Annotated in this window: 21 protein-coding genes; 6 read left to right on the top strand and 15 right to left on the bottom strand. The window is 67.2% G+C overall.

Annotated features, from left to right (window positions below; genetic code table 11):
• Nucleotides 1-152: 152 nt before the first annotated feature.
• A complete protein-coding gene (ppsR, locus tag BLU17_RS26950; RefSeq protein ID WP_092003929.1) occupies nt 153-968 on the top strand; it encodes a posphoenolpyruvate synthetase regulatory kinase/phosphorylase PpsR in 816 nt (271 codons plus the stop codon).
• A gap of 122 nt (nt 969-1,090) precedes the next feature.
• On the opposite strand, the gene BLU17_RS26945 is transcribed toward ppsR, so the two are convergent.
• From BLU17_RS26945 to BLU17_RS26935, 3 genes are all read right to left on the bottom strand, one after another.
• A complete protein-coding gene (locus BLU17_RS26945) occupies nt 1,091-3,088 on the bottom strand; it encodes a response regulator (protein WP_092004106.1) in 1,998 nt (665 codons plus the stop codon).
• Nucleotides 3,089-3,190: 102 nt separating this feature from the next.
• Complete coding sequence (locus BLU17_RS26940; RefSeq protein WP_092003926.1) at nt 3,191-3,673, bottom strand: response regulator; 483 nt, start codon at nt 3,671-3,673, stop codon at nt 3,191-3,193.
• Between the two features lie 55 nt (nt 3,674-3,728).
• Nucleotides 3,729-5,357 (bottom strand): sensor histidine kinase, encoded by a 1,629-nt coding sequence (locus BLU17_RS26935; RefSeq protein ID WP_092003923.1) that lies wholly within the window; start codon nt 5,355-5,357, stop codon nt 3,729-3,731.
• Between the two features lie 458 nt (nt 5,358-5,815).
• Between BLU17_RS26935 and BLU17_RS26930 the strand changes: the two genes are divergently transcribed.
• Entirely contained in the window at nt 5,816-6,316 is a 501-nt protein-coding gene (locus tag BLU17_RS26930) for a hypothetical protein (RefSeq protein ID WP_092003919.1), read from the top strand.
• Nucleotides 6,317-6,391: 75 nt separating this feature from the next.
• On the opposite strand, the gene BLU17_RS26925 is transcribed toward BLU17_RS26930, so the two are convergent.
• Nucleotides 6,392-8,869, bottom strand: a complete 2,478-nt coding sequence (locus BLU17_RS26925; protein WP_092003916.1) for an AsmA family protein — start codon at nt 8,867-8,869, stop codon at nt 6,392-6,394.
• 133 nt (nt 8,870-9,002) lie between these two features.
• Between BLU17_RS26925 and BLU17_RS26920 the strand changes: the two genes are divergently transcribed.
• Nucleotides 9,003-9,749 carry an ABC transporter ATP-binding protein gene (locus tag BLU17_RS26920; protein WP_092004102.1) on the top strand — a complete coding sequence of 249 codons (747 nt, stop codon included), beginning with the start codon at nt 9,003-9,005 and terminating at the stop codon, nt 9,747-9,749.
• Nucleotides 9,746-10,558 carry an ABC transporter permease gene (locus BLU17_RS26915; protein WP_092003913.1) on the top strand — a complete coding sequence of 271 codons (813 nt, stop codon included), beginning with the start codon at nt 9,746-9,748 and terminating at the stop codon, nt 10,556-10,558. The genes BLU17_RS26920 and BLU17_RS26915 overlap by 4 nt, the downstream gene beginning before the upstream one ends.
• 57 nt (nt 10,559-10,615) lie before the next feature.
• On the opposite strand, the gene BLU17_RS26910 is transcribed toward BLU17_RS26915, so the two are convergent.
• The 3 genes from BLU17_RS26910 to ligD form a co-directional block, all read right to left on the bottom strand.
• Nucleotides 10,616-11,182 carry a DUF6013 family protein gene (locus BLU17_RS26910; protein ID WP_092003910.1) on the bottom strand — a complete coding sequence of 189 codons (567 nt, stop codon included), beginning with the start codon at nt 11,180-11,182 and terminating at the stop codon, nt 10,616-10,618.
• 289 nt (nt 11,183-11,471) lie between these two features.
• The gene (locus BLU17_RS26905; RefSeq protein ID WP_092003907.1) at nt 11,472-12,488 is read right to left on the bottom strand and encodes a zinc-binding alcohol dehydrogenase family protein; all 1,017 of its coding nucleotides are present in this window, start codon (nt 12,486-12,488) and stop codon (nt 11,472-11,474) included.
• 221 nt (nt 12,489-12,709) lie between these two features.
• A complete protein-coding gene (ligD, locus tag BLU17_RS26900) occupies nt 12,710-13,762 on the bottom strand; it encodes a non-homologous end-joining DNA ligase (protein ID WP_342713873.1) in 1,053 nt (350 codons plus the stop codon).
• A gap of 350 nt (nt 13,763-14,112) precedes the next feature.
• On the opposite strand from ligD, the gene serB reads away from it, so the two are divergent.
• Nucleotides 14,113-14,952, top strand: coding sequence for a phosphoserine phosphatase SerB (serB, locus tag BLU17_RS26895; protein WP_092003902.1), 840 nt, complete (start codon nt 14,113-14,115; stop codon nt 14,950-14,952).
• 154 nt (nt 14,953-15,106) lie between these two features.
• Here the strand turns inward: serB and BLU17_RS26890 are convergent, their stop codons facing one another.
• From BLU17_RS26890 to rimO, 5 genes are all read right to left on the bottom strand, one after another.
• Entirely contained in the window at nt 15,107-16,294 is a 1,188-nt protein-coding gene (locus BLU17_RS26890; RefSeq protein WP_092004099.1) for a cystathionine beta-lyase, read from the bottom strand.
• A 116-nt stretch (nt 16,295-16,410) separates the two neighbouring features.
• Nucleotides 16,411-17,013 carry a hypothetical protein gene (locus tag BLU17_RS26885; protein ID WP_245747027.1) on the bottom strand — a complete coding sequence of 201 codons (603 nt, stop codon included), beginning with the start codon at nt 17,011-17,013 and terminating at the stop codon, nt 16,411-16,413.
• Between the two features lie 44 nt (nt 17,014-17,057).
• Complete coding sequence (gene bktB / locus BLU17_RS26880) at nt 17,058-18,242, bottom strand: beta-ketothiolase BktB (RefSeq protein ID WP_092003900.1); 1,185 nt, start codon at nt 18,240-18,242, stop codon at nt 17,058-17,060.
• Between the two features lie 73 nt (nt 18,243-18,315).
• A complete protein-coding gene (locus tag BLU17_RS26875; RefSeq protein WP_092003897.1) occupies nt 18,316-19,254 on the bottom strand; it encodes a sugar kinase in 939 nt (312 codons plus the stop codon).
• 5 nt (nt 19,255-19,259) lie between these two features.
• Entirely contained in the window at nt 19,260-20,597 is a 1,338-nt protein-coding gene (rimO, locus tag BLU17_RS26870; RefSeq protein WP_218137048.1) for a 30S ribosomal protein S12 methylthiotransferase RimO, read from the bottom strand.
• A gap of 436 nt (nt 20,598-21,033) precedes the next feature.
• On the opposite strand from rimO, the gene BLU17_RS34645 reads away from it, so the two are divergent.
• Nucleotides 21,034-21,228 (top strand): helix-turn-helix domain-containing protein, encoded by a 195-nt coding sequence (locus BLU17_RS34645; protein ID WP_425434149.1) that lies wholly within the window; start codon nt 21,034-21,036, stop codon nt 21,226-21,228.
• 101 nt (nt 21,229-21,329) lie between these two features.
• Here the strand turns inward: BLU17_RS34645 and phaR are convergent, their stop codons facing one another.
• The 3 genes from phaR to BLU17_RS26850 all read right to left on the bottom strand — a co-directional run.
• Nucleotides 21,330-21,935 (bottom strand): polyhydroxyalkanoate synthesis repressor PhaR, encoded by a 606-nt coding sequence (gene phaR, locus BLU17_RS26860; RefSeq protein WP_092003890.1) that lies wholly within the window; start codon nt 21,933-21,935, stop codon nt 21,330-21,332.
• A 149-nt stretch (nt 21,936-22,084) separates the two neighbouring features.
• Complete coding sequence (locus tag BLU17_RS26855) at nt 22,085-22,825, bottom strand: 3-ketoacyl-ACP reductase (protein ID WP_092003887.1); 741 nt, start codon at nt 22,823-22,825, stop codon at nt 22,085-22,087.
• Between the two features lie 155 nt (nt 22,826-22,980).
• The coding region (locus BLU17_RS26850; protein WP_143189273.1) for a hypothetical protein at nt 22,981-23,074 on the bottom strand (94 nt) is incomplete at its 5' end.

The raw sequence follows: 23,074 nt of genomic DNA, 5'->3' as shown, positions 1-23,074 counted from the left end.
TGCTTATCCAACAGGTTGCCGCTATTCTACCGTGCCGACTCTGGAATTTGTGCCAGTCGGCGAGAATTGCCCCTCGGTCGCGCCGAACGGGGCTTTCCGGGCGCCCAGCCTGTCCCCGAGCCGCCCTGCGCTCACGTACCCAGCCTCAACCGATGCCGCCAACCGTATTCATCGTCTCCGACGGTACCGGGATCACTGCCGAAACCTTCGCGCATTCGATCCTGTCGCAGTTCGACCAGAAATTCCGCCTCGTGCGCGTGCCCTTCGTCGATTCGACCGACAAGGCCTATGCCACCGCCGAGAAGGTCAACGAAGCCGCCGTGCAGGAAGGCCGCCGCCCGATCGTCTTCACGACGCTCGTGGACAGCAATTCGAACGAGATCGTCAAGCGCGCGAACGCGCTCGTGCTCGACATGTTCCAGACCTTCGTGGAGCCGCTCGAGCAGGAGCTGGAGCTCAAGTCGAGCCACGCGATGGGCCGCGGCCACCAGAACGCCGACACCGACGAATACAAGAACCGCATCGAGGCGATCAACTTCTCGCTCGCCCACGACGACGGCCAGTCCGACCGCAATCTCGCCGACGCCGACGTGATCCTCGTGGGCGTTTCGCGCAGCGGCAAGACGCCCACCAGCCTCTATCTCGCCATGCAATACGGCGTAAAGGCGGCGAACTACCCGCTCATTCCCGACGATTTCGAGCGCGGCAAGCTGCCCACTGCGCTACTGCCCCATCGCGCGAAGATATTCGGCCTCTCGATCGATCCGCAGCGTCTCACCGAAATCCGCAACGAGCGGCGGCCCGGCAGCAAGTACGCGGCACTGGAGAATTGCCGCTACGAAGTGAACGAAGCGGAGGCAATGATGCGCCGCGAGGGCGTCCATTGGCTCTCGTCGACGCACAAGTCGATCGAGGAAATCGCCACGACGATCCTGCAGGAAATTCGCATCGACAAGCCGTCGTATTGAAGCGCCCCGCTTTGTGCGGGCACAACGAAAAAGCCCCGTGAGCCACCTGGCTTTTTCACCGTCCAGCTTTTGGGGTGTAGTTCATCGCGCAGGCTTTTTGCGCCCAGGCTCAGGAACCAGGTTCAGGGACCAGGCTCGGCGGAATCCGGCTGGGCCGCCGCCGCGCGGCCGGCCACGGCCTCTTCGATCAACCGTTCGAGCTGTTCGAAGTTGACCGGCTTCGTGAGATGCGCGGTGAAACCGGCTTCCACGCTGCGGCGCACGTCGTCGTCGGTGCCGAAGCCGGTGAGCGCGATGGCGGGTACCGTGGATTGCACACGAAACGCGCGGATGAAGTCGATGCCCGAGCCATCGGGCAGACCAATGTCGCTCACCACGAGGTCGAAGGCCGAACCGGCGGTCAGCGCGAGCGCGTCCGCGACGCTGCCCGCCACCGCCACTTCGTGGCCGCCTGCGCGCATCAGCTGCGACATCACCTCGGCGGTGTCCTCGTGATCCTCTATCAGCAGGATGTTCAGCGCGCCCGCCTGAAGCGGGCCGCGCAGCTCGGCGATCGTTGCCGCGCCCTCGCCCGGCGCCGCGGTCGGCAACACGATCGTAAAGGTCGCGCCGCAATGCGCGCCGGGACTCTTCGCGCTCACGCGCCCGCCGTGCGCCTCGGTTAGCGCGCGGGTCACGGCCAGCCCGAGACCGAGCCCGCCGAACTGCCGCGTGAGGTTGTGGCTGCCCTGCTCGAACGCGTGGAAGAGCTTGCCGATCTGGTCGGGCGCGATACCGATGCCCGTGTCCTCCACCTCGATTTCCACCTGCATGCGCTCGTCATGCGTGCGCACGTAGATGTGGCCGCCGTCGGGCGTGAATTTCGCGGCGTTGCGCACGAGGTTCCAGAGCATCTGCTGCAGGCGCGCGCGATCGCCGCGCACATAGTGATGCTGCGCGCGCAGATCGACGTGGACGTCCTGCTGCTTGATCTGGATTTCACTGTGAAAGAGCTCGAGCACAGCCTCGATCACCTCGTGCACGTCGACCGTGTCGAGCGCGAGACTCAGCTTGCCGTTGGCCACGCGCGTAAGATCGAGCAGATCGTCGATGAGACGCGCTTCGAGTTCGATATTGCGGCGGATCATCAGCACGCCCGCGCGCGCCGCCTCGGGAAGGCCCGCGATCTGCTCGAGCAGCCGCGTGCCCGCGAGCACCGGCGTGAGCGGCGTGCGCAGTTCGTGCGACAGCATCGCGAGGAAGCGGTCTTTCGCGCGATTGGCCTCTTCGGCCGCCTGGCGCGCGGCCTGCTCCGAGGCGAGCAGACGCTCGCGCTCCTCGGCCGCTTCGCGCTGCGAGTCGATGTCGGTGCAACTGCCGAACCACTTGTTCACCCCGCCACGCGGATCGCGCATCGCAACGATTCGGACATCGAACCATCGGTAGACGCCATCGTGGCGGCGGATGCGCAATTCGTGGCGATAGTCCGTGGCGCCGCTGGCTACGGCCTTGAGCCACGTATGACGGATCTCTTCGCGATCGTCGGAATGCACGGCGTCGAGCCACGCGAGGCCATACGATTGGCGCGCGTCGAACCCTGTGTAGTCGAGCCACTGTTTCGAGAGAAAGTCGCAATTGCCGTCCGCGCCGCACGTGAGCACGAGGTGCGGCAGCGCCTCGGACAGCGTGCGGTAATGCTCCTCGCGATCGCGCAGCAACAATGCTTCGTCGGAGGCGCGCCGCAGCGCCTCCTGCGAGAGCACGCGCTCGACCGCTTCCGGCAGATAGTCGAGATAGTCGCCCGATTTCGGCACCACGTCCGAAACGCCCGCGCGCAGCGCGGCGATCACGCGCGACTCGTCGGTGAAGCCGGTCACGAGGATCGCAGGCACGCGCACGTTGTCGGCGCGCAGGCGGCGGAAGAAGTCGAGGCCCGTTTCCGCGCCGTCGAGCTGGTAATCGAGCACGAGCACGTCGGGCGTTTGCACGGCAAGCAACGCGCGCGCCTCTCCCACACCCGTGCAGGCGTCCACGCGCGCACCGGCGCGCAGAAGCGATTTGCGGGCGAGGCGCAGGATGCCCTCGTCGTCGTCGACGACGAGCACGTGGGCGCCGGCCAGCATCGTGGGTTCCTCAGTCATGCGCGAAGCGTCCATTCGGGCATGGGCCAGGCTTGCGGGTTTTGCAACCGGATGCCAATGTGCGATGACTCCATGCGTAATGCGTAATTCCGTTTCAGCCGATCAGGTTTGGACGAAGCGGTGCCCCGGCGGCAGCTTGACCACCTGAAGAAAAAAGCCCAGACGCCGCACGGCTTCGATGAACGCGTCATATTCGACCGGTTTCGTGATGTAGACGTTGCAGCCGAGTTCGTAGCAGCGTTCGATCTCACGCGGGTCGTCGGTCGTCGTGAGCACGATCACGGGCACCGACGCCGTGGCCGGCTCCGCCTTCAGGCGCCGCAGCACCTCGAAGCCGTCCACGCGCGGCATGCGCAGGTCAAGCAGCACGACGAAATTCGCCAGCGCCTGACGCGACGGCCAGTTCGCCGCCGCGGCCTCGCCAACGCCGGGCGCGCCAAAAAAGTAATCGAGCGCCTCCTGGCCGTCGCGAAAGCGCACGAAGCCGTTCGAGATGCCCGAACGCCGCAGATTGCGCTCGACGAGCGTGGCGTGCCCGTCGTCGTCTTCGATCAGCACAATGCCGACCTGTTCCCCGTTCGTCATCCTGACTCTCCCACGCCCTGTAACCCTCGTCCGGGCGCCTGTTGAAAGCTTGTCGCTACGCGCTACGCAAGGGCTGGGCCGGTAGCGCGACGAAGAACGTCGAGCCCGCGCCCTCGGTCGATTCGACCCAGATGTGTCCGCCGTGCCGCTCCGCGATGCGCCGCGCGAGCGCGAGGCCAGTGCCCTGCCCGGGCGATTCGCCGCCGTGCAGCCGCTGAAAAGCGCGGAAAAGCTTGGGCAGGTAGGCTCGGGCGATACCCACGCCATTGTCGCGCACATAATAGGTCCGTGTACGCTCGCCGGTCCCTCCTCCGGCTTCGCCGCCGCTTCCCTTGCCGGCGCCGGCGCTCGCCTCCAGCGCGCCGATCTCGACACGGCCCTGCCGCGTCGTATCAAGATGCCGCAGTGCATTCTCGATGAGGTTGCCGAAAATCTGCTCGAGCGCGGCCGGGTCGCCCCATGCGGGCGGCAGCTCGAGCACGTCGATGCGCGCGGCCTGCGCGAGTTCGCCGGCAAGGCCTCCCAGCACGCGCTCGACGAGCCGCGCGACGTTCACGCGCTGCCAGCGGTATTCGAGCCGCCCGGCGCGCGAAATGCGCAGCAGCGCCTCGATGATCGCCGCGGCGCGCGCGACCGCCTGGAGCAGGAACCGCAGCGACTCGTCGATGTCGCCGTCGAGCACTTCGGCCATCGCGCGATGCTCGGGCTCGGGCAGACCCGCGGCATCGATCTGCGCGCGCAGATCGACGCAGGATACCTGCAGCTCCTTCGAAAAACCCTGCAGATTCACGAGCGGCGAGCGCAGATCGTGCGACACGCTGTAGATGAACATCTCGTTGTCCTGACTCTCCTGGCGCAGATGCTCGTTGGCGCTCGCGAGGTCGGCGGCGCGCGCCTGGAGCTGCGCCTTGAGCGCGGCCTGTTCGCGATCGGCCTTGCGCAGCCGCGCGCTCGTCTGGTGCAAGACCGCATCGAGCGCGGCGATTTCGTCGTTGCCCGAAAGCGGCGGCGCGAGCGCCGCACCCTCGCCCAGGCGCCCGGCATTCGCGCGCAGCGCGGCAAGGCGCGCGCCAACGTTGCGCGCGAACGCGACTGCCGTGAATGCCCAGATCAGCATTGAACCCACCACCGCGAAAATGAGCGCGTCCTGCTGGCGCGCACGCGTCTCGCGCAGCATCGCGGCGCGCGCCTCGTCGAGCCTCGTTTCCTCGGCGATGAATTCGCCCAGCATGCCGCTCACCGTCTCGATCTCCTTCGGCAGACCGTTGCCCGCCGCCCGCGCGAACGGCGCTCCGCGCCCCATGCGCAGCGCATCGGCGATATCGCCGGCCTGCCTGCGCCAGGCATAGGCCGCGTCGCGCATGCGGTCAACCCGTGCGAGCTGCACGGGATTGTCGGCGACCATGCGCGCGAGCAACGTGATGCGATCGGAGAATTCGGTCCAGACAGCGTGACGGTCAATGAAAGAAGGATCTTCGAGCACGATGCCCGTGCGCACGCGCGCAGCCTCGCGCAGCAACGGGTCGACGAGACTGGTGGCTTGCCAAAGGATTTGCTGGGTGTTTTCAGCGCGCCTTGCCGCGAGCGACGCCTCGCCCTGCGTGCCGAACACGACGCCGAGCAGCGCCAGTTCAACGACGCTCGGAACCGCGATCAGCAAGAGTCCCTTGGCGAACAGTTTCATGTCGGTCTGGCTCAGTGGCGGGTCTGGGCAGCGCGCCGTGCCTCGCGCCGCGTCCGCCCGGGCGACGCGAGTCGGCCGCAGGCACCAGAACCGCAACATTATCTGCGCGAAATTTCAGGATGACAACGTAGGCGGTACCCCACATCCCGATTCGTGGAAAACCCGCTTTTTTGCGGCAATTCGCCACACTCCGCGAACGCACAGGTCTATTATTGAGACTGGAGACAAGCGAGAGAGCGCCGGGATTTCTACATGAGCGCGACGTGCGATCCGGCATGGCGTTTGCGAATGCAATGAGGATTTTGGCAGGGGCAATATGACGGACCGCGCACAACGAATCGTGTGAGGCGGTCCGCGCGCCGTTACGGTGCACCGTCCCTATGTCCGTCCTCGTGAGCGCAGCAAATTCGTGTGCTATAAAGGATCGACGTGCGGCGCACCAGTCCGGGAGTGGTCGCATGGGAACGCTGCGTGTTTTGCAATCCACCTTTTTCAGGCGAATTTTTATGTCCTTCCCGAAAAAGCGCAAACGCATCAAGGCAGACGGCGACGAGTCGTTTCTCGCCGTGCTCAGCCACTTCAAACCGTTCGGCCAGCTTGATACGAAGATCGCGCGTGCGCGCGCGCAGGACGAACCCGTGCTCTATGCGCATGTCCTGCCTGGGCTAGACGTGCTCCTGTGCTGCGTGCGCGGCGCGCAGCCGCCTTACCCGGGCACGAGCGAATTGCGCAAACGGTGCATCGAATCGATCGCCCATGCGCTCGAACAGCCGATCGAAGGCCTCGAAAACGGCGGGTACTGGTACGAGGCGGATGGCTTCGGCTTTCTCGTATTCGCGAGCCGCGCCCGCGCGCGGATCCTGCCCGAGTTCGGTGCGGCGCGCCCGAGCATGGCCTCGCGGCGCATGACGCGTCGCCAGGACGCCGCCGGCGACACGGCGCCACGTTCGCTGCGTTAAGTCCCGCCTTCCACGAAGTTCACTGCACCGCTGCGCCGGGTTGACTACCCGGCGCGGTTCGTATTCCGCTGTCCGTCAGCTTCCCTTGTAGAGCGGCTCCTGCCCTTCCTGCGGCTTCTTCCCCGACGGCGTCGCCGGGCGCGTCTTCGTCCCCTTCCCGGTTGCTGCGGCGCCGCCCGCGCCGCCGAGGTCGGGCTTCGGCTGCGCGCGCATCTTCTGGCCCGGCGGCGGCGCCGTGGGCTGCTTGTGCAACTGCGCGAACAGCGCGTCGCACGGCAGCGGCTTGTTGTTGCTCGGCGCGATGAGCGGGAGCAGCGCGGCAAACGGGTTGATGAGCCCAAGCCCGACCATTGCGCCGCCGCGCAGCGCGAGCGCGGTGGCATCCACGCCCACGTGCGGATTCTTGAACGTGCCCTTCACGTAGAGCGGCGAGCGCAGCGTGAAGATGCGAAAGCCCTTCGTATGCGGGTGGACCTTCATGTCCAGCGACTCGTCGCGCAGATCGACCGGGCCGTCGATATCGATCACGGCGTCGTCGGTGTCGAGCGCGAACACGTGCGGGTCCAGCACACCGTTGGTCGCGACGAAGTCCGCCGCCGCGCAGTTGATCTTCACGTCACGCTCGCCGAACAGCTTCTCATAGACCACGTTCGCCACGTTCAGTCCCGCCGCCTCCATGAGCAGGCGGCTGATCGTGCCCTGCGTGACGAGCAGCTTCACTTCGCCGTTCGACGTCGCGGCGAGCGCCGCCGGCGAATTGCCCGTGGCCGAAAGCGAAGCGTCACCGTTGATCTCGCCGAGCGCCGACTGCATCGTCTTGAAGCCCGGGAACAGTTGCTTGAGCTTCAGATGGCGCGCCTCGAGCGTGCCGCGCGCCTTGAGCGGCGCGCCGCCGCCGTCGAGCGAAAGGCGCGTGGCGAGCGTGCCGCCCGCCACGCCAAACGTCAGCGGATCGAGCACGAGCACGCCGTTGGTCATCGTCACGTGCGTGTAGAGATCCTGAACAGGCAGACTGCCCTGCTTGACGATGCGCCGGCCCGTGAACCTGACGTCGGCGTCGATGGCGTTCCAGCGGTCGGTGCGGAACTGCTCGACGGGAATCACGCGATCGGCGGGTTGCTTGACCGCGTCGCCGCGCTTTTGCTTGCTCGCCTTGCTGTCCGCGCCGATGATCGGCGCGAGGTCCGGGAACTGCAGCAGGTTCGACACCAGTTCGCCCGAGAGAAGCGGCCGCGTCGGGCGCTGCTCGTAGACGAACGTGCCGTTCAGGTCGCTGCCGCCGACGCGGCCGGTGAAGTTCTCGTAGCGGAACACGCTCGCGCCGCGACGGAACCGGCCGACGAAGCGGCCTTCGGTGGCATAGGGCGGCGTCTCGGGCAGCGTCACGCCCGTCAGGTTGTAGAGGTGCGCCATGCTCTGCCCTTGCAGCCACAGGCGCAGGTCGACGGCGGCTAGATGCATCGGGTCGGTGATCGTGCCGACGAGCGCGACGTGCATGTCGCCGGCGCGCACATCGGCCTGGACCGGAAACGGGCGATTCGCGTCCTGCAGCGCAAGCACGCCGCCGACCTTGCCGTCGCCCGAAAGCGGTGTCTTGTTGTACGTGCCCTTGATGGTCCAGCCGATCGCGTAGAACGGCTGCGTCGCGGCGGGCCGCGCGCCGATGACGCCCGATGCGCCGCTGGCTTCGCTTGCGGCGAGCGCCTGCGAGCCTGCCGCGGGCGCGCTCGTTGCGGCGTTCGTGCCCGTTGCGCTGGCAGGGACCGTCGCGCCGGCCGCGGAGACTGCGCTCGCCCCGCTGGCCGCGCCAGTTCCACTCGCCGCGCCCGCAGCCTCCGAAGCCTGCTCCCTGCGCGCCTGCTGCGCGAGCCGGTTCGCGCCCGCGCGGCCGATCATCTGCGCCGATCCCTGACGCGACGCCGCTTCCTGCTGCTCCATCATTTTGCCGATCGGGATGCCATGCCCGAGCAGACTCACCACGATTTTCACGTCGGTCTTCGTCTGCTGGTCGCTCACGGCGATGTTGCCGCTCGAAAAGGCGATGTCATGCAGATCGAGCTTCCACGTCGACGGCCCGCTCGAGGCGGGCAGCTTGAAAGTCCAGTTATTGCGCCCGTCCGCAAGACGCTCGACGTCGATGGCCGGATTCACGAGATTGATTGCCGGAATGACGATGTCGTGCGTGAGAAGCGGCAGCACGGCCACTTCGAAGTCGATCTCGTCGAGCGTGGCAAAGTGCGGCGCCTTGGTCCAGTCGGGATTGGCGATTTCGATCCGCGTAGCGGAAAAACGCGGCCAGGGCACCCAGGCGCGCCACCCCGTCTCGCCAGGCGGCTTTTGCCAGCCGACCTTGATGTCGCCTTGAATGGCGAACGGCCGCCCAATGGCCTCGCTGACCTTTTCGTTGATGTACGGCTTCGCGCGGTTCCAGTCGAACGTGAGAATGAATACGACGAGCACGGCGATCAGCACGACGACAACGGCGACGAGCCATGCGATGATCCTGGCGAGCGTGCGGCCGAGGCTGAAGGCTTTGGGCTGCGGTGACGTCATGCGCACTCCGTGTTATGCGTTGTTGTTTCGCCTGCTATGTTGCATGACCGCGGAAGCAGCCAGCGTGCCCGGCCAGATCCGCACGGCGGGCTCGCGCGGCCAACCGGATGCACGTCCTGTTTGCAATCTTTCGATGCTAACGCACAATCATTTGTCCTCTCTCCATGCCGAAAACGCCCCGCTCGCCGAGGCGAACCGGATCGCAAGGCGCGGCGCGCGGCGCGGCCAGTGGCTGCTGCATCCCACCGATTTCGCGCTGCGCGCCGGCGAGCGCGCCGTACTCACCGGGCCGTCCGGCTCGGGAAAAAGCGTGTTCCTGCGCGCGCTCGCGCTGCTCGATCCGCTCGACGGCGGCGAAGTGCGCTGGCATGGCGAAGCTGTCTCCCGCTCGCGCATGGTCCACTATCGCCGGCACGTTGCGTACCTGCGCCAGCGGCCCGCGCTACTCGACGGCAGCGTCGAGGACAACCTGCGCTACCCCTACACGCTCGCGGTATATCGCGACGCGCAATTCGATGCGGCGCGTGCCCGCGCGTTCTTTGCCGCCGCCGGCCGCGCGAGCGACTTCCTCTCCCGCGACGCCTCCGACCTCTCGGGCGGCGAAGCGCAGATCGTCGCGCTCGTGCGCGTGCTCCAGCTCGACCCCGAGGCGCTCCTTCTCGACGAACCGACCGCGTCCCTCGACCCCGAATCGGTGCGCGCGGTCGAAGCGCTCGTGGCAGGCTGGTTCGATCAGGCGCGCACGGCGCGCGCCACGGTCTGGGTGTCGCACGACCCCGCCCAGGCGCAACGCGTGGGCGCGCGGCATCTGACGATGCGCGAAGGCATGCTCGAAGAACCGGCCGCGCGCGCGGCCTACGCCCAGGGAGCCGCGCCATGAGCCCCGGCGTGCTGCAGAACCTCGGCATCGGCGACGTCGCGATGGCGGCGCTGCTGGTCTTCGTGAACGGCGCGGTTTCGGTGCTGCTCAAGCTCGACCTCGAGCGCAGGCTGGCCTGGGCGGCCGTACGCACCGTCGTGCAGTTGCTCGCGATCGGCTATGTGCTCGGCTGGGTGTTCGCCTTCAATCGCTGGTACGTCGTGCTGCCCTTGATGGGGCTCATGACGCTGATCGCCGGCTTCGCGGGCGCGCAGCGCGGCGCGCGCACATATGGCGGGCAGCGCACGGACAGCATCGTCTCGATCTGGCTGAGCGCCTGGCTCGTGGCGGCGGTCGGCCTGTTCGTGGTGATCCGCATCCGGCCTTGGTACGAGCCGCAATACGCGATTCCCATCCTCGGCATGATTCTCGGCAACACGCTCACGGGCGTGTCGCTCGGCGTGGAGCGCATGATGCAGGAACTGACCGCGCGGCGCGATCGCGTGGAAAGCGCGCTCGCGCTCGGCGCGACGCGCTGGGAAGCCGCGCAGGCGAGCGCCCGCGAGGCGGTGCGCGCCGGCATGATCCCGACGCTCAACCAGATGGCCGTGGTGGGCGTGGTCAGCCTGCCCGGCATGATGACGGGCCAGGTGCTCGCCGGGCAGTCGCCGCTTCAGGCGGTCCGCTATCAGATCGTGATCATGTTCCTGATCGCGGCTTCCTCGGCGCTCGGCACGGTGGGCGCCGTGCTGCTCGCCTACCGGCGGCTATTCTCACCCGAGCATCGCTTTCTCGTTGCGCGGCTCGTCGAGCGCAAGGCACGCGCTTAGGGCCTTACGCGGCCCGCGCTGCCTGCGCGTTGCAAACGATTTCGACGTGCGGCGCGCCTAACGCTGCGCCGAGATTGTGATCTGCGTGCCGTCGCTGAGCGTGAGCGTCTTCGAAGTGCCGTTGGTCGGCATCGTAAGATGCGCGACTTCGCTGTGCGCGACCACGGCGGGACACGTCAGCGTGGCGCCGTTGCTCGACACCGACTGCGTGCCGTGCGGCGCCTGGGCGCGAAAGCTCACCTGCACCGTGGCGATGCCGTTGCTCGCAACGATCGGCGCGAGACGCACCTGAGTCTGGCGGACCATCGCACCGTTCGCGTCGAGCGGCAGCGAAGCGTAGTCCGGGCAGCCTTGCGGCGTCGCGACGGCGCCGCCCGGCGGCGTGGTGCGCCAGGTGAAGTCGTCGGTGTCTCCCGAGCGCAGCGTGCGGGTTTCCTCGGCGTTGCCGAACTGCCTGGACGCGACCCGCACGGTGTAGCGGATCGGCCCGTCGGTCGCGGCCTTCGAAGTGACCGTGATCGGCGTGGCCCCGAGCGCAGGCAACGCGAGCGCGCAGGAAACGGCTAGGGCAAACGGAATAAACGCCGCGCGGCGGCGGGTATGGCGGGAGCTGCGGCAAGGCATGCGTCACCTCCTGGCGTGAACGGCCGCGCCCGGGAGCGTTAGCGGCGTACGCAACAAACGCGGCAAGCCGCGAAGCCTGCACGACGCACCGCTCCCGTGCGGCGGATGGTCTGTTACCAGTCTAGCGCGCCGCGCGATGGCTTGCGCCGAGCGCACGCATCGAGCGGACCAGGTTTTATCCTGCTTGCCATCGCGCGCATTTTGCTTGCCGCACGCTGGCGAACGCCCGCGCGGGCCTTCACCCGTTCGCATGGGCGGCGTCCATGCCCGATCGCGCCGACTGCGTCGCTCAAAATCCGCTCAGCACCAGCTTGCCGATCGCGCGCCCCTCTTCGAGCAGCTTGTGCGCGCGCCGGACGTTGGCCGCGCTGATCGTCCCGAGCACCTCGCCGAGCGTCGTGCGCAGCGTGCCCGCGTCCACGAGCCGCGCGACTTCGTTGAGCAGCTTGTGCTGCTCGATCATGTCCGGCGTCTTGAACATCGAGCGCGTAAACATGAACTCCCAGTGCAGCGCGGCGCTCTTCGCCTTGAGCAGCTCGACAGGAACCGGTTCGCTGTTCTCGACGATCGTCGCGATGCCGCCCTGCGGCTTGATGACCTGCGCGGCGGCCGGAAAGTTGGCATCGGTGTCGTTGAAGATCAGCACGTAATCGACGTACTCGAAGCCGATCGCCTTCAACTGCGCGGCCACGTCGCCGTAGTGGTTGACGATGTGATCCGCTCCGAGCGACTGGGCCCACTTCGACGATTCGGGCCGCGAGGCGGTGGCGATCACGGTGAGCTTCGCGAGCTGCTTCGCCAGCTGGATGCCGATCGAGCCGACGCCGCCCGCCCCGCCGACGATCAGCACCGACTTGCCCGCGTCCGCGCCTTGCGGCGAAACGTTCAGGCGCACGAACAGCGCTTCCCACGCGGTGATCGCGGTGAGCGGCAGCGCGGCGGCGTGCGCGAAATCGAGCGAGGCCGGCTTGCGGCCCACGATGCGTTCGTCCACGAGCTGATACTCGCTGTTCGAGCCGGCACGCGTGATGTCGCCTGCATAGAAGACCGAATCGCCCGGCTTGAAGAGCGTGACCTCCGGGCCAACCGCCTCGACGACGCCCGCGGCGTCCCAGCCGAGCACGCGCGGCGTGCTTTCCACGGTCGCCTTGGGCGCGCGCACCTTGTAGTCGACGGGGTTCACGGAGACCGCCTCGACCTTCACGAGAATGTCGCGGCCGACGGCGACGGGCTTGGGCAACTCGACGTCGATGAGCGATTCGGGATCGTCGACCGGAAGATAGCGATAGAGGGCAACAGCTTTCATGCGAGGCTCCTGTCGAGGCAAGTCGGTTTGGGGGGCGCCGGAGGCGTCGCTGGCAGTTATCGTAGGCGGCATCGGTTGCGCGCGGAAGCCGTGCAATCGCGGAAACTTTCTTCGTCGGATTTTGAAAATGCGCGCCGCCGCCGAATCCGCGCGCGCCCCGGGCGCGTGAGGCGCGATCGCGTGCCGCGCATCGAGCCCAGCCGGGACTCGCGCCCGCCGCGCTACTTGCCGCCCGTTTCGAGGCCGATCGTCAGCTCCGCCGTCACTGTCTGGCGCACGCGCCCATAGGCCGCCCACGGATCGGCGTGCTCGATCTGCGCGAGGCGGGCGTCGATGGTCGCGAGCGTCCAGTGCGCGCCGCCTGTCGTCGCCTCCAGCTCGTCCCAGCCGATCGGCACGGACACGCCCATGCCGGGCCGCGCCCGCACGCCGTAAGCGACCGCCGTGCTCGCGCCTCGCGCGTTGCGCAGGTAGTCGACGAAAATCTTCTTCTTGCGATGCTCAGGGCCCATCGTGGCCGTGATCTGCGTGGGCCAGACGGAGGCCAGATGCTGCGCGGCCGCGCGCGCGAACGCCTTCGCGTCGTCCCAGCCCGCCTCCGGCGCGAGCGGCACGACGATGTGCAGCCCCTTGCCGCCGCTCGTCTTGCAAAACGACTCGAGGCCGAGCTCCGCGAGCAACGCGCGCGTGCGCTGCGCCGCTTCGATCATGCGGTCCCAGCCGAGCGCCGGATCGGGGTCGAGGTCGAACACAACGCGGTCAGGCCGTTCGATGTCGTCGACGCTCGCGTTCCAGGTGTGCAGCTCGATGACGTCCATCTGCGCGGCGCTCACGAGCGCCCTCTGGGTATCGATCGTGAGCAGCGCCGGATGGCCCGGGTCGAGCCCCTCGTGCTCCGTGAGTCCGGGCAGCGGCACGCGGCCGCTGTGGCGCTGGAAGAACATCTCGCCGCTCAAGCCCCGCGGCGCGCGCACGAGCGAGACCGGACGAGCGCGCAGATGCGGCAGGATCCAGCGCGCGGCGCGCTCGTAATAGCGCACGAGTTCGAGCTTGCGCGTGCCGCTGTCGGCGTCGATGACGCGCCTTGCGCTTGTGATGCGTATGCCGGCGATTTCGCTTTCGGCGGCATCGGCGCGGCGGCGCCTCGCGGCGCTGGGCGAGCGGCGCACGGACGCGGCAGGCGAGGCCGGCGCGGCGGCGTCCGATGTCGGGGCCCGTTCGCCGCGCGGCGTTCGGGCGGATTTCGTGGTTTGGGCCTTGCGAGCGTCCTGCATACCGGTTCCCCCGGCGCACGATGGCGCACATGACGCGTCGCGCGACGCGAGTCGCGACACGTTCGGCTGACGGCACGCGGCGGCCGTCCCCGTCAGACCGCCGCACAAGCTTTCATTGTGCATCGAACGGGCGCTTTCGTCGCCGTAAGGTGTACGGCGGCGATCCAAAAAATGGGGAAGCATCTGCCGTGTGCGGGGCGTGGCGGCCGGACCATATGGCCCGAAGCCAGCGGCAAGAAGTTACAATAACGGGCTTTGCCGCGCGCCGCAGAGGCTTCGCACGCGCGTCATGCGCCTCCGTTCATCCGATCGCCGTGCCGGCGCCGTGCGCCGGCCTTGTCCGCCCTGCCATGAATCTCGTCATCCAGAGTCCTGCTCCGCTCGACACCGTCCATCACAAGCCGCTCCTCGGCCTCGCCCGCGGCAGCCGCCTTACGCCGGTCGACGCCCATGCGGTCCGCATCGAGAACGCCGAGCCCGCTCAGCGCGCCGACCTCGAGGTCTATTGCGGCACGCACCAGCTCGACTACGCGTTCGTCGAAGCGGGCCGGACGCTGGCCGATTTCGGCCTCGTGGCGATGGACATGGACTCGACGCTGATCACGATCGAATGCATCGACGAAATCGCGGACTTCTGCGGCCTGAAGGCCGAAGTCGCGGCGATTACCGAAGCCGCGATGCGCGGCGAGATCAAGGACTTCAACGAAAGCCTCACGCGACGCGTGGCGTTGCTCAAGGGGCTCGACGCGGGCGCGCTGGAGCGCGTCTACGAGGAGCGCCTGCAACTCTCGCCGGGCGCGGAGCAGATGCTCGCGGGCGCGAAAGCCGCCGGCCTCAAGACGCTGCTCGTCTCGGGCGGCTTCACGTTTTTCACCGAGCGCCTGAAGGCACGGCTCGGGCTCGACTACACGCGCGCGAACACGCTCGAGATCGTCGAGGGAAAGCTCACGGGCCGCGTGACCGGCGAGATCGTCAACGCCGACGTGAAGGCGCGCATGCTGACCGAAACCTGCGCGCGAATCGGCATCGAGCCGAACCGTGCGATCGCGATGGGAGACGGCTCGAACGACCTCAAGATGATGGGCGCGGCGGGCCTCTCCGTCGCATTTCGCGCGAAGCCGGTGGTGCGTGAGGCGGCGAGCGTCGCGTTCAACTTCGTGGGGCTCGACGGACTGCTGCGTCTTTTCTGATTCTGCTTTGCGGCCGGTTTCGCGGCCTGTCTCGCGATTGGTTTCGCGACCTGTTTCGCGACCTGTTTCGCGGCGGCCGGAAACGCCGACGGCCGCCCGTGTCCACCTGGACGCGGGCGGCCGTTTCATATGCGGCGCGCGTCAGCGCACCGGCCTACGCGGCGAGCTTCGCGAGCGCGCGCTCGATATCCGCACGCAGATCGGCTTCGTCTTCGAGGCCGATGTAGAAGCGCACCAGCGTGCCGCGGTGCGGCCAGCTCGCGGCCGTGCGCATCGAGGCGACGTCGTACGGCATCGCGAGGCTATGCGCCCCGCCCCAGCTCCAGCCCAGCGAGAAGAGTTCGAGCGACTCGCAGAACGTATCGATCTGCGCCGCGCTGTAGCGCTCGTCGAACACCACGGAAAAGAGGCCGCCCGCGCCCGTGAAGTCGCGCTTGTAGAAAGCGTGGCCCGGGCAGTCTTCGAATGCGGGGTGCAGCATCGCGGCGATTTCGGGGCGCGCCTTGAGCCAGCCGGCCACGGCGAGCGCCGTGCGATCGTGCGCCTCGAAGCGCGCCTTCATGCTTGGCAGCGCACGCAGCACGAGCGAACAGTCGTCGGCCGACACGCCGATGCCAAGCCGCATGCGCGCGGCTTTGAGCTTGAGATAGAGGTCGCGGTCGGCGGTGATGGTCGCGCCCATCAGCACGTCGCTGCCGCCCGACTGGTACTTCGTGAGTGCCTGCACCGAAATGTCGATGCCATGCTCGAACGGCTTGAACGCGAGACCGGCGGACCACGTATTGTCGATCGCCGTGAGGACGTCGCGCGCACGCGCCGCCGCCGTGATCGCGCGCACGTCGGGCACTTCCATCGTCACCGAGCCGGGCGCTTCGAGCCAGATCAGCTTCGTGTCCGGCCGGATCAGGTCGGCGATGCCCGCGCCGATCATCGGATCGTAATAGCGCACCGTGAGGCCGAAATCGCGCGCGAGCCAGTCGCCATGATCGCGGTTCGGCGAATAGACGTTGTCGGGAATCAGCACGTCGTCGCCCGACTTCAGCAGTCCGAAGTAGACGTTCGAGATGGCCGAGAGTCCCGAAGGCTGCAACAGCGCGTGCTCGCCGCCCTCGATTTCGGCAATCCGCTTCTGGAGCATTGCCGAAGTGGGCGTGGCATGCAGGCCGTAGCGCCATTGCGCGTCGTTGCGCCAGTCGAGCGCGCGAACCGATGCGAGGTCGGGAAACACCACGGTCGAAGCCCGCGTGACGGGCGCGGCAAACGACTCGAAGCCGGGCGTGAGATCGTCTTGCGGATGAATGATGCGCGTCTGCAACGCGCGGCTGGAGTCGGATTTGTTCATGTCGGAGCGAATTCGGTTGAGGCGCGATGACATTGCGCCGCACGGCTGGCCCGCTGCTCTCGTGGCCCGCTTGCGCGCGCAACGCCGAATACGAAGATTAACACCCGCGGCGGCGCTTATTGCCCGATGACGAGATTGCTCACGCCGTTCACCGCCTGGCCGCCTTTCGGCGCCGATGCCGACGCGGGGGCCGCGCCGGTCGACACGGCCGGCGCAGCCGCCCCTCGATCCAGCGGCTTCAGATCGAACGGCACCGGATTCGAATCGTCGGGCTCCATGCGCTCGCCCGAGAGCGAGCCGTCCTCGGCGAACGTGCCCACCCAGTTGCCGGTGATATGCGTACCGTCGTTCGAGTCTTCGGCTTCGAGCGTGGCGTCCGCGCGATCGCCTGCGATCAGGATCACTTCGCCGGTGTCGGTGAACTGGTACTCGCCGTGCACGCCGGACGGGTCGTCGTCGCCGGTTTTGGCGCCGAGGCGCATGACGATCCGACGCTTGCCGAGCGTGCCGACGTATTGCGGCAGCTTCGCGAACTCGGGATTGGGCTTGAGCGTGGACGAGACCGGCGGCGACGCGCCCGCGTCCTGCGCGTGCGCCGCAACGGGCGCCCACACCACGACCGCGGCCGCAACGGCCGCGATCCAGCCACGCGCCTTCACGGCGCTGCCCCGTCGGGCGGCCGCGCGCGGCGGCCGCAGGGCTTGCGTCACAGCTTCCATCTGAGTTTTTCCCTCACTTGCACGGCGGACGGAGCGCAACGGCGTCAAATACGCTCGAAGACGGCCGCAATGCCCTGCCCGCCGCCGATGCACATCGTCACGAGCGCATAGCGCCCGCCGATGCGCTGCAGTTCATAAAGCGCCTTCACGGTGATGAGTGCGCCAGTCGCGCCGATCGGGTGACCGAGCGAGATACCCGAGCCGTTCGGATTGACCCTGGCCGGGTCGAGCCCGAGTTCCTGCGAAACCGCGCAGGCCTGCGCCGCGAAGGCCTCGTTGGCTTCGATCACGTCGAGGTCGCCGACCTTGAGGCCGGCGCGCGCCAGCACCTTCTGCGTGGCCGGCACCGGACCGATGCCCATGTACGCCGGATCGACGCCCGCGTGCGCGTAGGCGACGAGGCGCGCGAGCGGCTTCACGCCGCGCGCGCGGGCGGCCTCGGCGCTCATCAGCAGCACGGCCGCCGCTGCGTCGTTGATGCCCGACGCGTTGCCCGCCGTCACCGTGCCGTTCTCTTTCGCGAACACGGGCTTGAGCTTGACGAATTCGTCGAGCGTGGCGCCCTGACGCACGTGCTCGTCGGCGTCGAACACCACCTCGCCTTTCTTCGATTTGACCGCGATGGGCAGGATCTGATCCTTGAAGCGGCCTTCCGCGAGCGCACGCTCGGCGCGCCGGTGCGATTCGAGCGCGAGCGCATCCTGCGCCTCGCGCGTAATGCCGAACTTCTTCGCGACGTTCTCCGCCGTCACGCCCATGTGGACCGTCTGGAACGGGTCGTGCAGCGCACCGGTCATCATGTCGACGAGCTGCGCGTCGCCCATGCGCTGGCCGAAACGCGCGGCCGGCATTGCGTACGGCGCGCGGCTCATGTTCTCCGCGCCGCCGCCGATCGCGATCTCGGCGTCGCCGAGCAGGATCGTCTGCGCGGCCGAAACGATCGCCTGCAGGCCCGAGCCGCACAGGCGGTTCACCGTCAGCGCGGGCGCGTGCTGCGCAACGCCGCCGTTGATCGCCACCACGCGGGCCAGGTACATGTCTTTCGGCTCCGTATGCACGACGTTGCCGAACACCACGTGACCCACCGCGTCGCCATCGACGTTCGCTCGCGAGAGCACTTCGCGCACCACGCGCGCGCCAAGATCGGTCGGCGAAAAGTCCTTCAGGCTACCGCCGAAGTCGCCGATTGCCGTACGCACACCGCTTGCCACCACTACTTCGCGTTCCATCGTCTTGCTCCTCGTCTTCCTGACTGGATGAATCTCGTTATCGGCACGCGTCGCTTCGTAGCCTCGAGAACGCTCAGCCGGCCGACCGACCGGCCAGCATGCGCTCGACGTCCTCGCGATACGGGATCGGCGCGACGGCGCCATAGCCCAGCGTGGACAACGCGGCGGCCGCGTTCGCATAGCGCGCGGCCGTGAAAGGGTCGTCGTCCGCCGCGAGCCTCGCGACGAATGCGCCGCCAAAGCAGTCGCCCGCGCCCGTGGCGTCCACGGCCGCGACCGCGTGGCCCGGCACGACGCGCCGCGCTTCGGGCGTGGCGACGTATGCACCGTCCTTGCCGAGCTTGAGCGCGACCACGCGAGCCCCGCGCGCAAGCAGGCAATCGACGATCGCGTCGCGGTCGTCGAGACCCGTGAGCACGGCCACGTCGTCCCAGCTCGGCAGGCATATGTCCGTGAGGCGCAGCACCTCGTTCATCACGGCGCGCGCGCGGGCGAGCGGCCAGAGCTTCAGGCGCAGATTGGTGTCGAAGCTCACGCGCACGCCATTCGCGCGCGCATGCTCGACGGCGGCGAGTGCCGCGTCGCAGGCACTGTCGCTGATCGCCACGCTGATGCCCGACAGATGCAGCACGCGCGCGGCCGCAATCCTGTCGAGCGGCAGTTCGCCCGGCGCATAGCGGCTCGCGGCCGAGCCCTTGCGCAGGTAATCGAAGGCATGACCGCCCGGGCCGTGCGAAACGAAGTAGACGCCCGTGGGCGCCGCGGCGTCCACGCGCACCGTCGACGCATCGACACCTTCGCGCGTCCACAGATCGATCAACAGGCGTCCGAAATGATCGTCGCCGACCGCCGAGACAAAGCCGGCGCGCGCGCCCTGGCGCGCCGCCGCGATGGCGAAGTTCGACGTGTCGCCGCCGAAGCCTTGCAGATACTCCGGGCGCGCTTTCGATGCCTGATTGAACTCGACCATCGCCTCGCCATAGGCGAGGACTTGCGCAGCGGCGCTCGTCATGCCGGTCAGACCTCGCCCCAGAGGTCGTGCCCGTCCGCGCCGGTGATCTTCACCGAGACGAAATCGCCGACCTTGTAGCGCTTCGACGCCTTCGTCGCGGGCGCGACGTAGACCACGCCGTCGATTTCGGGCGCATCCGCCGCGGTGCGGCCGATGCCGCCGTCCGCGTTGACTTCGTCGATCAGCACCTTGAGCGTCTTGCCGACCTTACGCTGAATGCGTTTGGCCGACACCTGTTCCGCCACTTCCATGAAGCGCGCGCGGCGCGCCTCGCGCACCGCGTCGGGCAGCGCGCCGTCGAGCTCGTTCGCCGTTGCGCCTTCGACCGGCGAATAGGCGAAGCAGCCCACGCGATCGAGCTCGGCTTCGCGGATGAAGTCGAGCAGCGTTTCGAACTGCTCCTCGGTCTCGCCCGGGAAGCCGGCAATGAAGGTGCTGCGGATCGTGAGATCGGGGCAGATCTCGCGCCACGCCTTCACGCGCTCCATGACCTTCTCCGCGTTCGCGGGACGCTTCATGCGCTTGAGCACCTCGGGATGCGCGTGCTGGAACGGCACGTCGAGGTACGGCAGCACGTGGCCCTTGAACGGCCCTTCGGCCATCATCGGGATGACTTCGTCGACGCCCGGATATGGATAGACGTAATGCAGGCGCACCCAGGCGCCGTACTGCGCGGCCAGTTCGCCGAGCGCGGCGACGAGGTCGGTCATGCGCGTCTTGATCGGCTTGCCGTTCCAGAAGCCGGTGCGGTACTTGACGTCCACACCGTAGGCGCTCGTGTCCTGCGAGATCACGAGCAGTTCCTTCACGCCGGACTTGAAAAGGTTTTCCGCTTCGAGCATGACTTCGGCGACCGGGCGCGACACGAGGTCGCCGCGCATCGACGGGATGATGCAAAACGTGCAGCGGTGATTGCAGCCTTCGGAAATTTTCAGGTACGCGTAGTGGCGCGGCGTGAGCTTGATGCCCGCCGGGGGCACGAGATCGACGAATGGGTCGTGAGGTTTGGGCAGATGGCTGTGCACGGCCTGCATGACCTCGCCCACCGCGTGCGGACCGGTCACGGCGAGCACTTTCGGATGCACTTCCTCGATCAGGTTCGAACCGCTCGCGCTCGCCTTCTTGCCCAGACAGCCGGTGACGATCACCTTGCCGTTCTCATTGAGCGCTTCGCCGATGGCGTCGAGACTCTCCTGCACCGCCTCGTCGATGAAGCCGCACGTGTTGACGACCACGAGATCCGCGCCGTCGTAAGAGCCCGAGATCTCGTAACCCTCGGCGCGCAACTGGGTGATGATCTGCTCGGAGTCGACAAGCGCCTTCGGGCAGCCGAGGGATACCATCCCGACGCGCGGAGCAGGATTGCGGGAGGTCGTTGATTCAACTGGGTTTTTCACGTGTACGTCCGGATGTGGGGCGCGAGGCGAACGAAGCGCGGCGCGAAGTCAGGCCAATCCGCCATTTTACCCGTTTGACGTATCGCGCGGCGCAGCATGCGGGCCGGCCACCGGTAGTCCCGGGGTCAGATGGAACATGGACCGGGATCAAACTTCGTTCAGCTTTTCCTCGCGGCCCACGGCGCATCCAGATAATTTGCGCCGCATACGCCTTGCGCATCGTCAAAGGCATCTCACAACCGGCTGCACGGAGAGCGAGAACGTGAACGACGAAATGGAGCGGTTTCGGATCGACCTGCTGAGGGCGGTGCGCGAAATGGAAAAACGTGGGACGGCGTCGGGCGGCGCGCGCCTCGGTTATGCGGCGCGACGTGCGCACCCCATGCCCACCGCGGCAGCGCTCGCGCGCGCCAGGACAGGACTCTCGCAAAGCGCCTTCGCAGCACTCCTCGGCGTTTCCACGCGCACGCTGCAGGACTGGGAGCAAGGCCGGCGCCAGCCTACTGGTGCCGCGCAAACCCTGCTGCGCGTGGCCGTGGCGCACCCCGAAGCCTTGCGCGACGTGCAAGGCGCCTGAAAGCGCGTGCATCGATCGCACCAGATATGCGTTGCGCCGCAAGCAAGCTCGCGGCCACGCAAAACGGCGGCGCGCCACACGACATCCGGCCGCGCCGTGTCCTACTTCTTCTCTTCCTCGCCGCCTTCGGGCGCGCCCTGCGCCGGCGTCGCCGCGCCCCCCGGCGTCACGGGCTTGAACGGAAAGCTGCTGAACATGTTCTTCGCCTGGTTCTGCATCTGCTCCTGCATCTGCACGAACATGTTCTTAGACTGCTCGATATAGCTCGTCATCATGCCCTGCATCATCGGCGCCTGCATGTTCATGAACTGCGACCAGACCTCGGGGTTCATCGCGTTGCCTTCGTAGAGGCTCTTCGACTGGTCCGCGAGCTTGTTCTGGATGTCGATGAACGCCTGGATGTTTTTCTCCAGGTAGGTGCCCATCATGCCCTGCATCGCATGGCCGTAGAAACGGATGATCTGCGACAGCATCGACGACGAGAACATCGGCAGACCGCCGCTTTCCTCCTCGAGGATGATCTGCAGCAGGATGCTGCGCGTCAGATCCTCGTTGGTCTTCGCGTCGATGACCTTGAACTCCTCCTGATCCAGCACGAGTTGCTTCACGTCCGTCAACGTGATGTACGTGCTCGTCTCCGTGTCGTACAGCCGACGATTCGGATATTTCTTGATGAGACGTTCGGCGGTTTTCTTTGTAGTCGTCATGTGTCGCCCTTGTTAGCGCCAACGCGCGGCGGCCGCTGCCGTCGCGCGTTGGTCTAGCCCGGAAGCGGCCTGCCCCGGTGTGCAAACAGGCCTGCTGCCGCCCTCGATCCCTGCATCATGCGCCCCTAGCAAGGCGCGCTGCGCCGGGATCAGCCCATGTGCAACCCGCCATTCAGCGAGAAGTCAGCACCGGTTGCAAAGCCCGACTCGTCGGAGGCGAGCCACGCCACGATCGACGCGATTTCCTCGGGCGCGCCCAGACGGCGCACGGGGATCGTCGCGACGATCTTTTCAAGCACGTCGGGACGGATCGACTTCACCATGTCCGTGCCGATATAACCCGGCGAAACGGTATTGACCGTCACGCCCTTGGTCGCTACTTCCTGGGCCAGCGCCATCGTGAAGCCGTGAATGCCCGCCTTGGCCGTGGAATAATTGGTCTGCCCGAACTGGCCTTTCTGGCCGTTCACCGACGAAATGTTGATGATGCGGCCCCAGCCGCGCTCGACCATGCCGTCGATCACCTGCTTCGTCACATTGAAGAGGCTCGTGAGATTGGTGTCGATGACGGCCGTCCAGTCTTCGCGCGTCATCTTGCGGAACACCACGTCGCGCGTGATGCCGGCGTTGTTCACGAGCACGTCGATCTCGCCGACTTCGGCCTTCACCTTGTCGAACGCCTGACGGGTCGAATCCCAGTCGCCGACGTTGCCTTCCGAAGCAACGAAATCGAAGCCGAGCGCCTTCTGGTCTTCCAGCCACTTCGTGCGGCGCGGCGAATTCGGACCGCAGCCGGCGACGACCTTGAAACCCTGCTTCGCGAGGCGCTGGCAGATGCCCGTTCCGATGCCGCCCATCCCGCCAGTTACATACGCAATACGCTCTGACATAAACCACACTCCATTATCGTTTTCCGGATGCGCCGATAAACGGCCCCGGCCTCGCTCCTTCCTGCTGTCTCCGCCTGCGCCGCTCGCGCTCGCTAATCGCTCGCGCTCGTCGGGTAAGCCGTGGCGGGCCGCTTGCGGCCCGCCACGGCGTCAGATCAGCCGCGTTCGAGCGCGAGCGCCACGCCCATGCCGCCGCCGATGCACAGCGACGCCAGCCCGCGCTTCGCGTCGCGGCGCTGCATTTCATGC

This window comes from Paraburkholderia lycopersici (assembly GCF_900096975.1).
GTDB lineage: Bacteria > Pseudomonadota > Gammaproteobacteria > Burkholderiales > Burkholderiaceae > Paraburkholderia > Paraburkholderia lycopersici.
The sequence above is the reverse complement of the archived record's forward strand: the minus strand, read 5'-3'. Positions and strand labels throughout refer to the sequence as shown.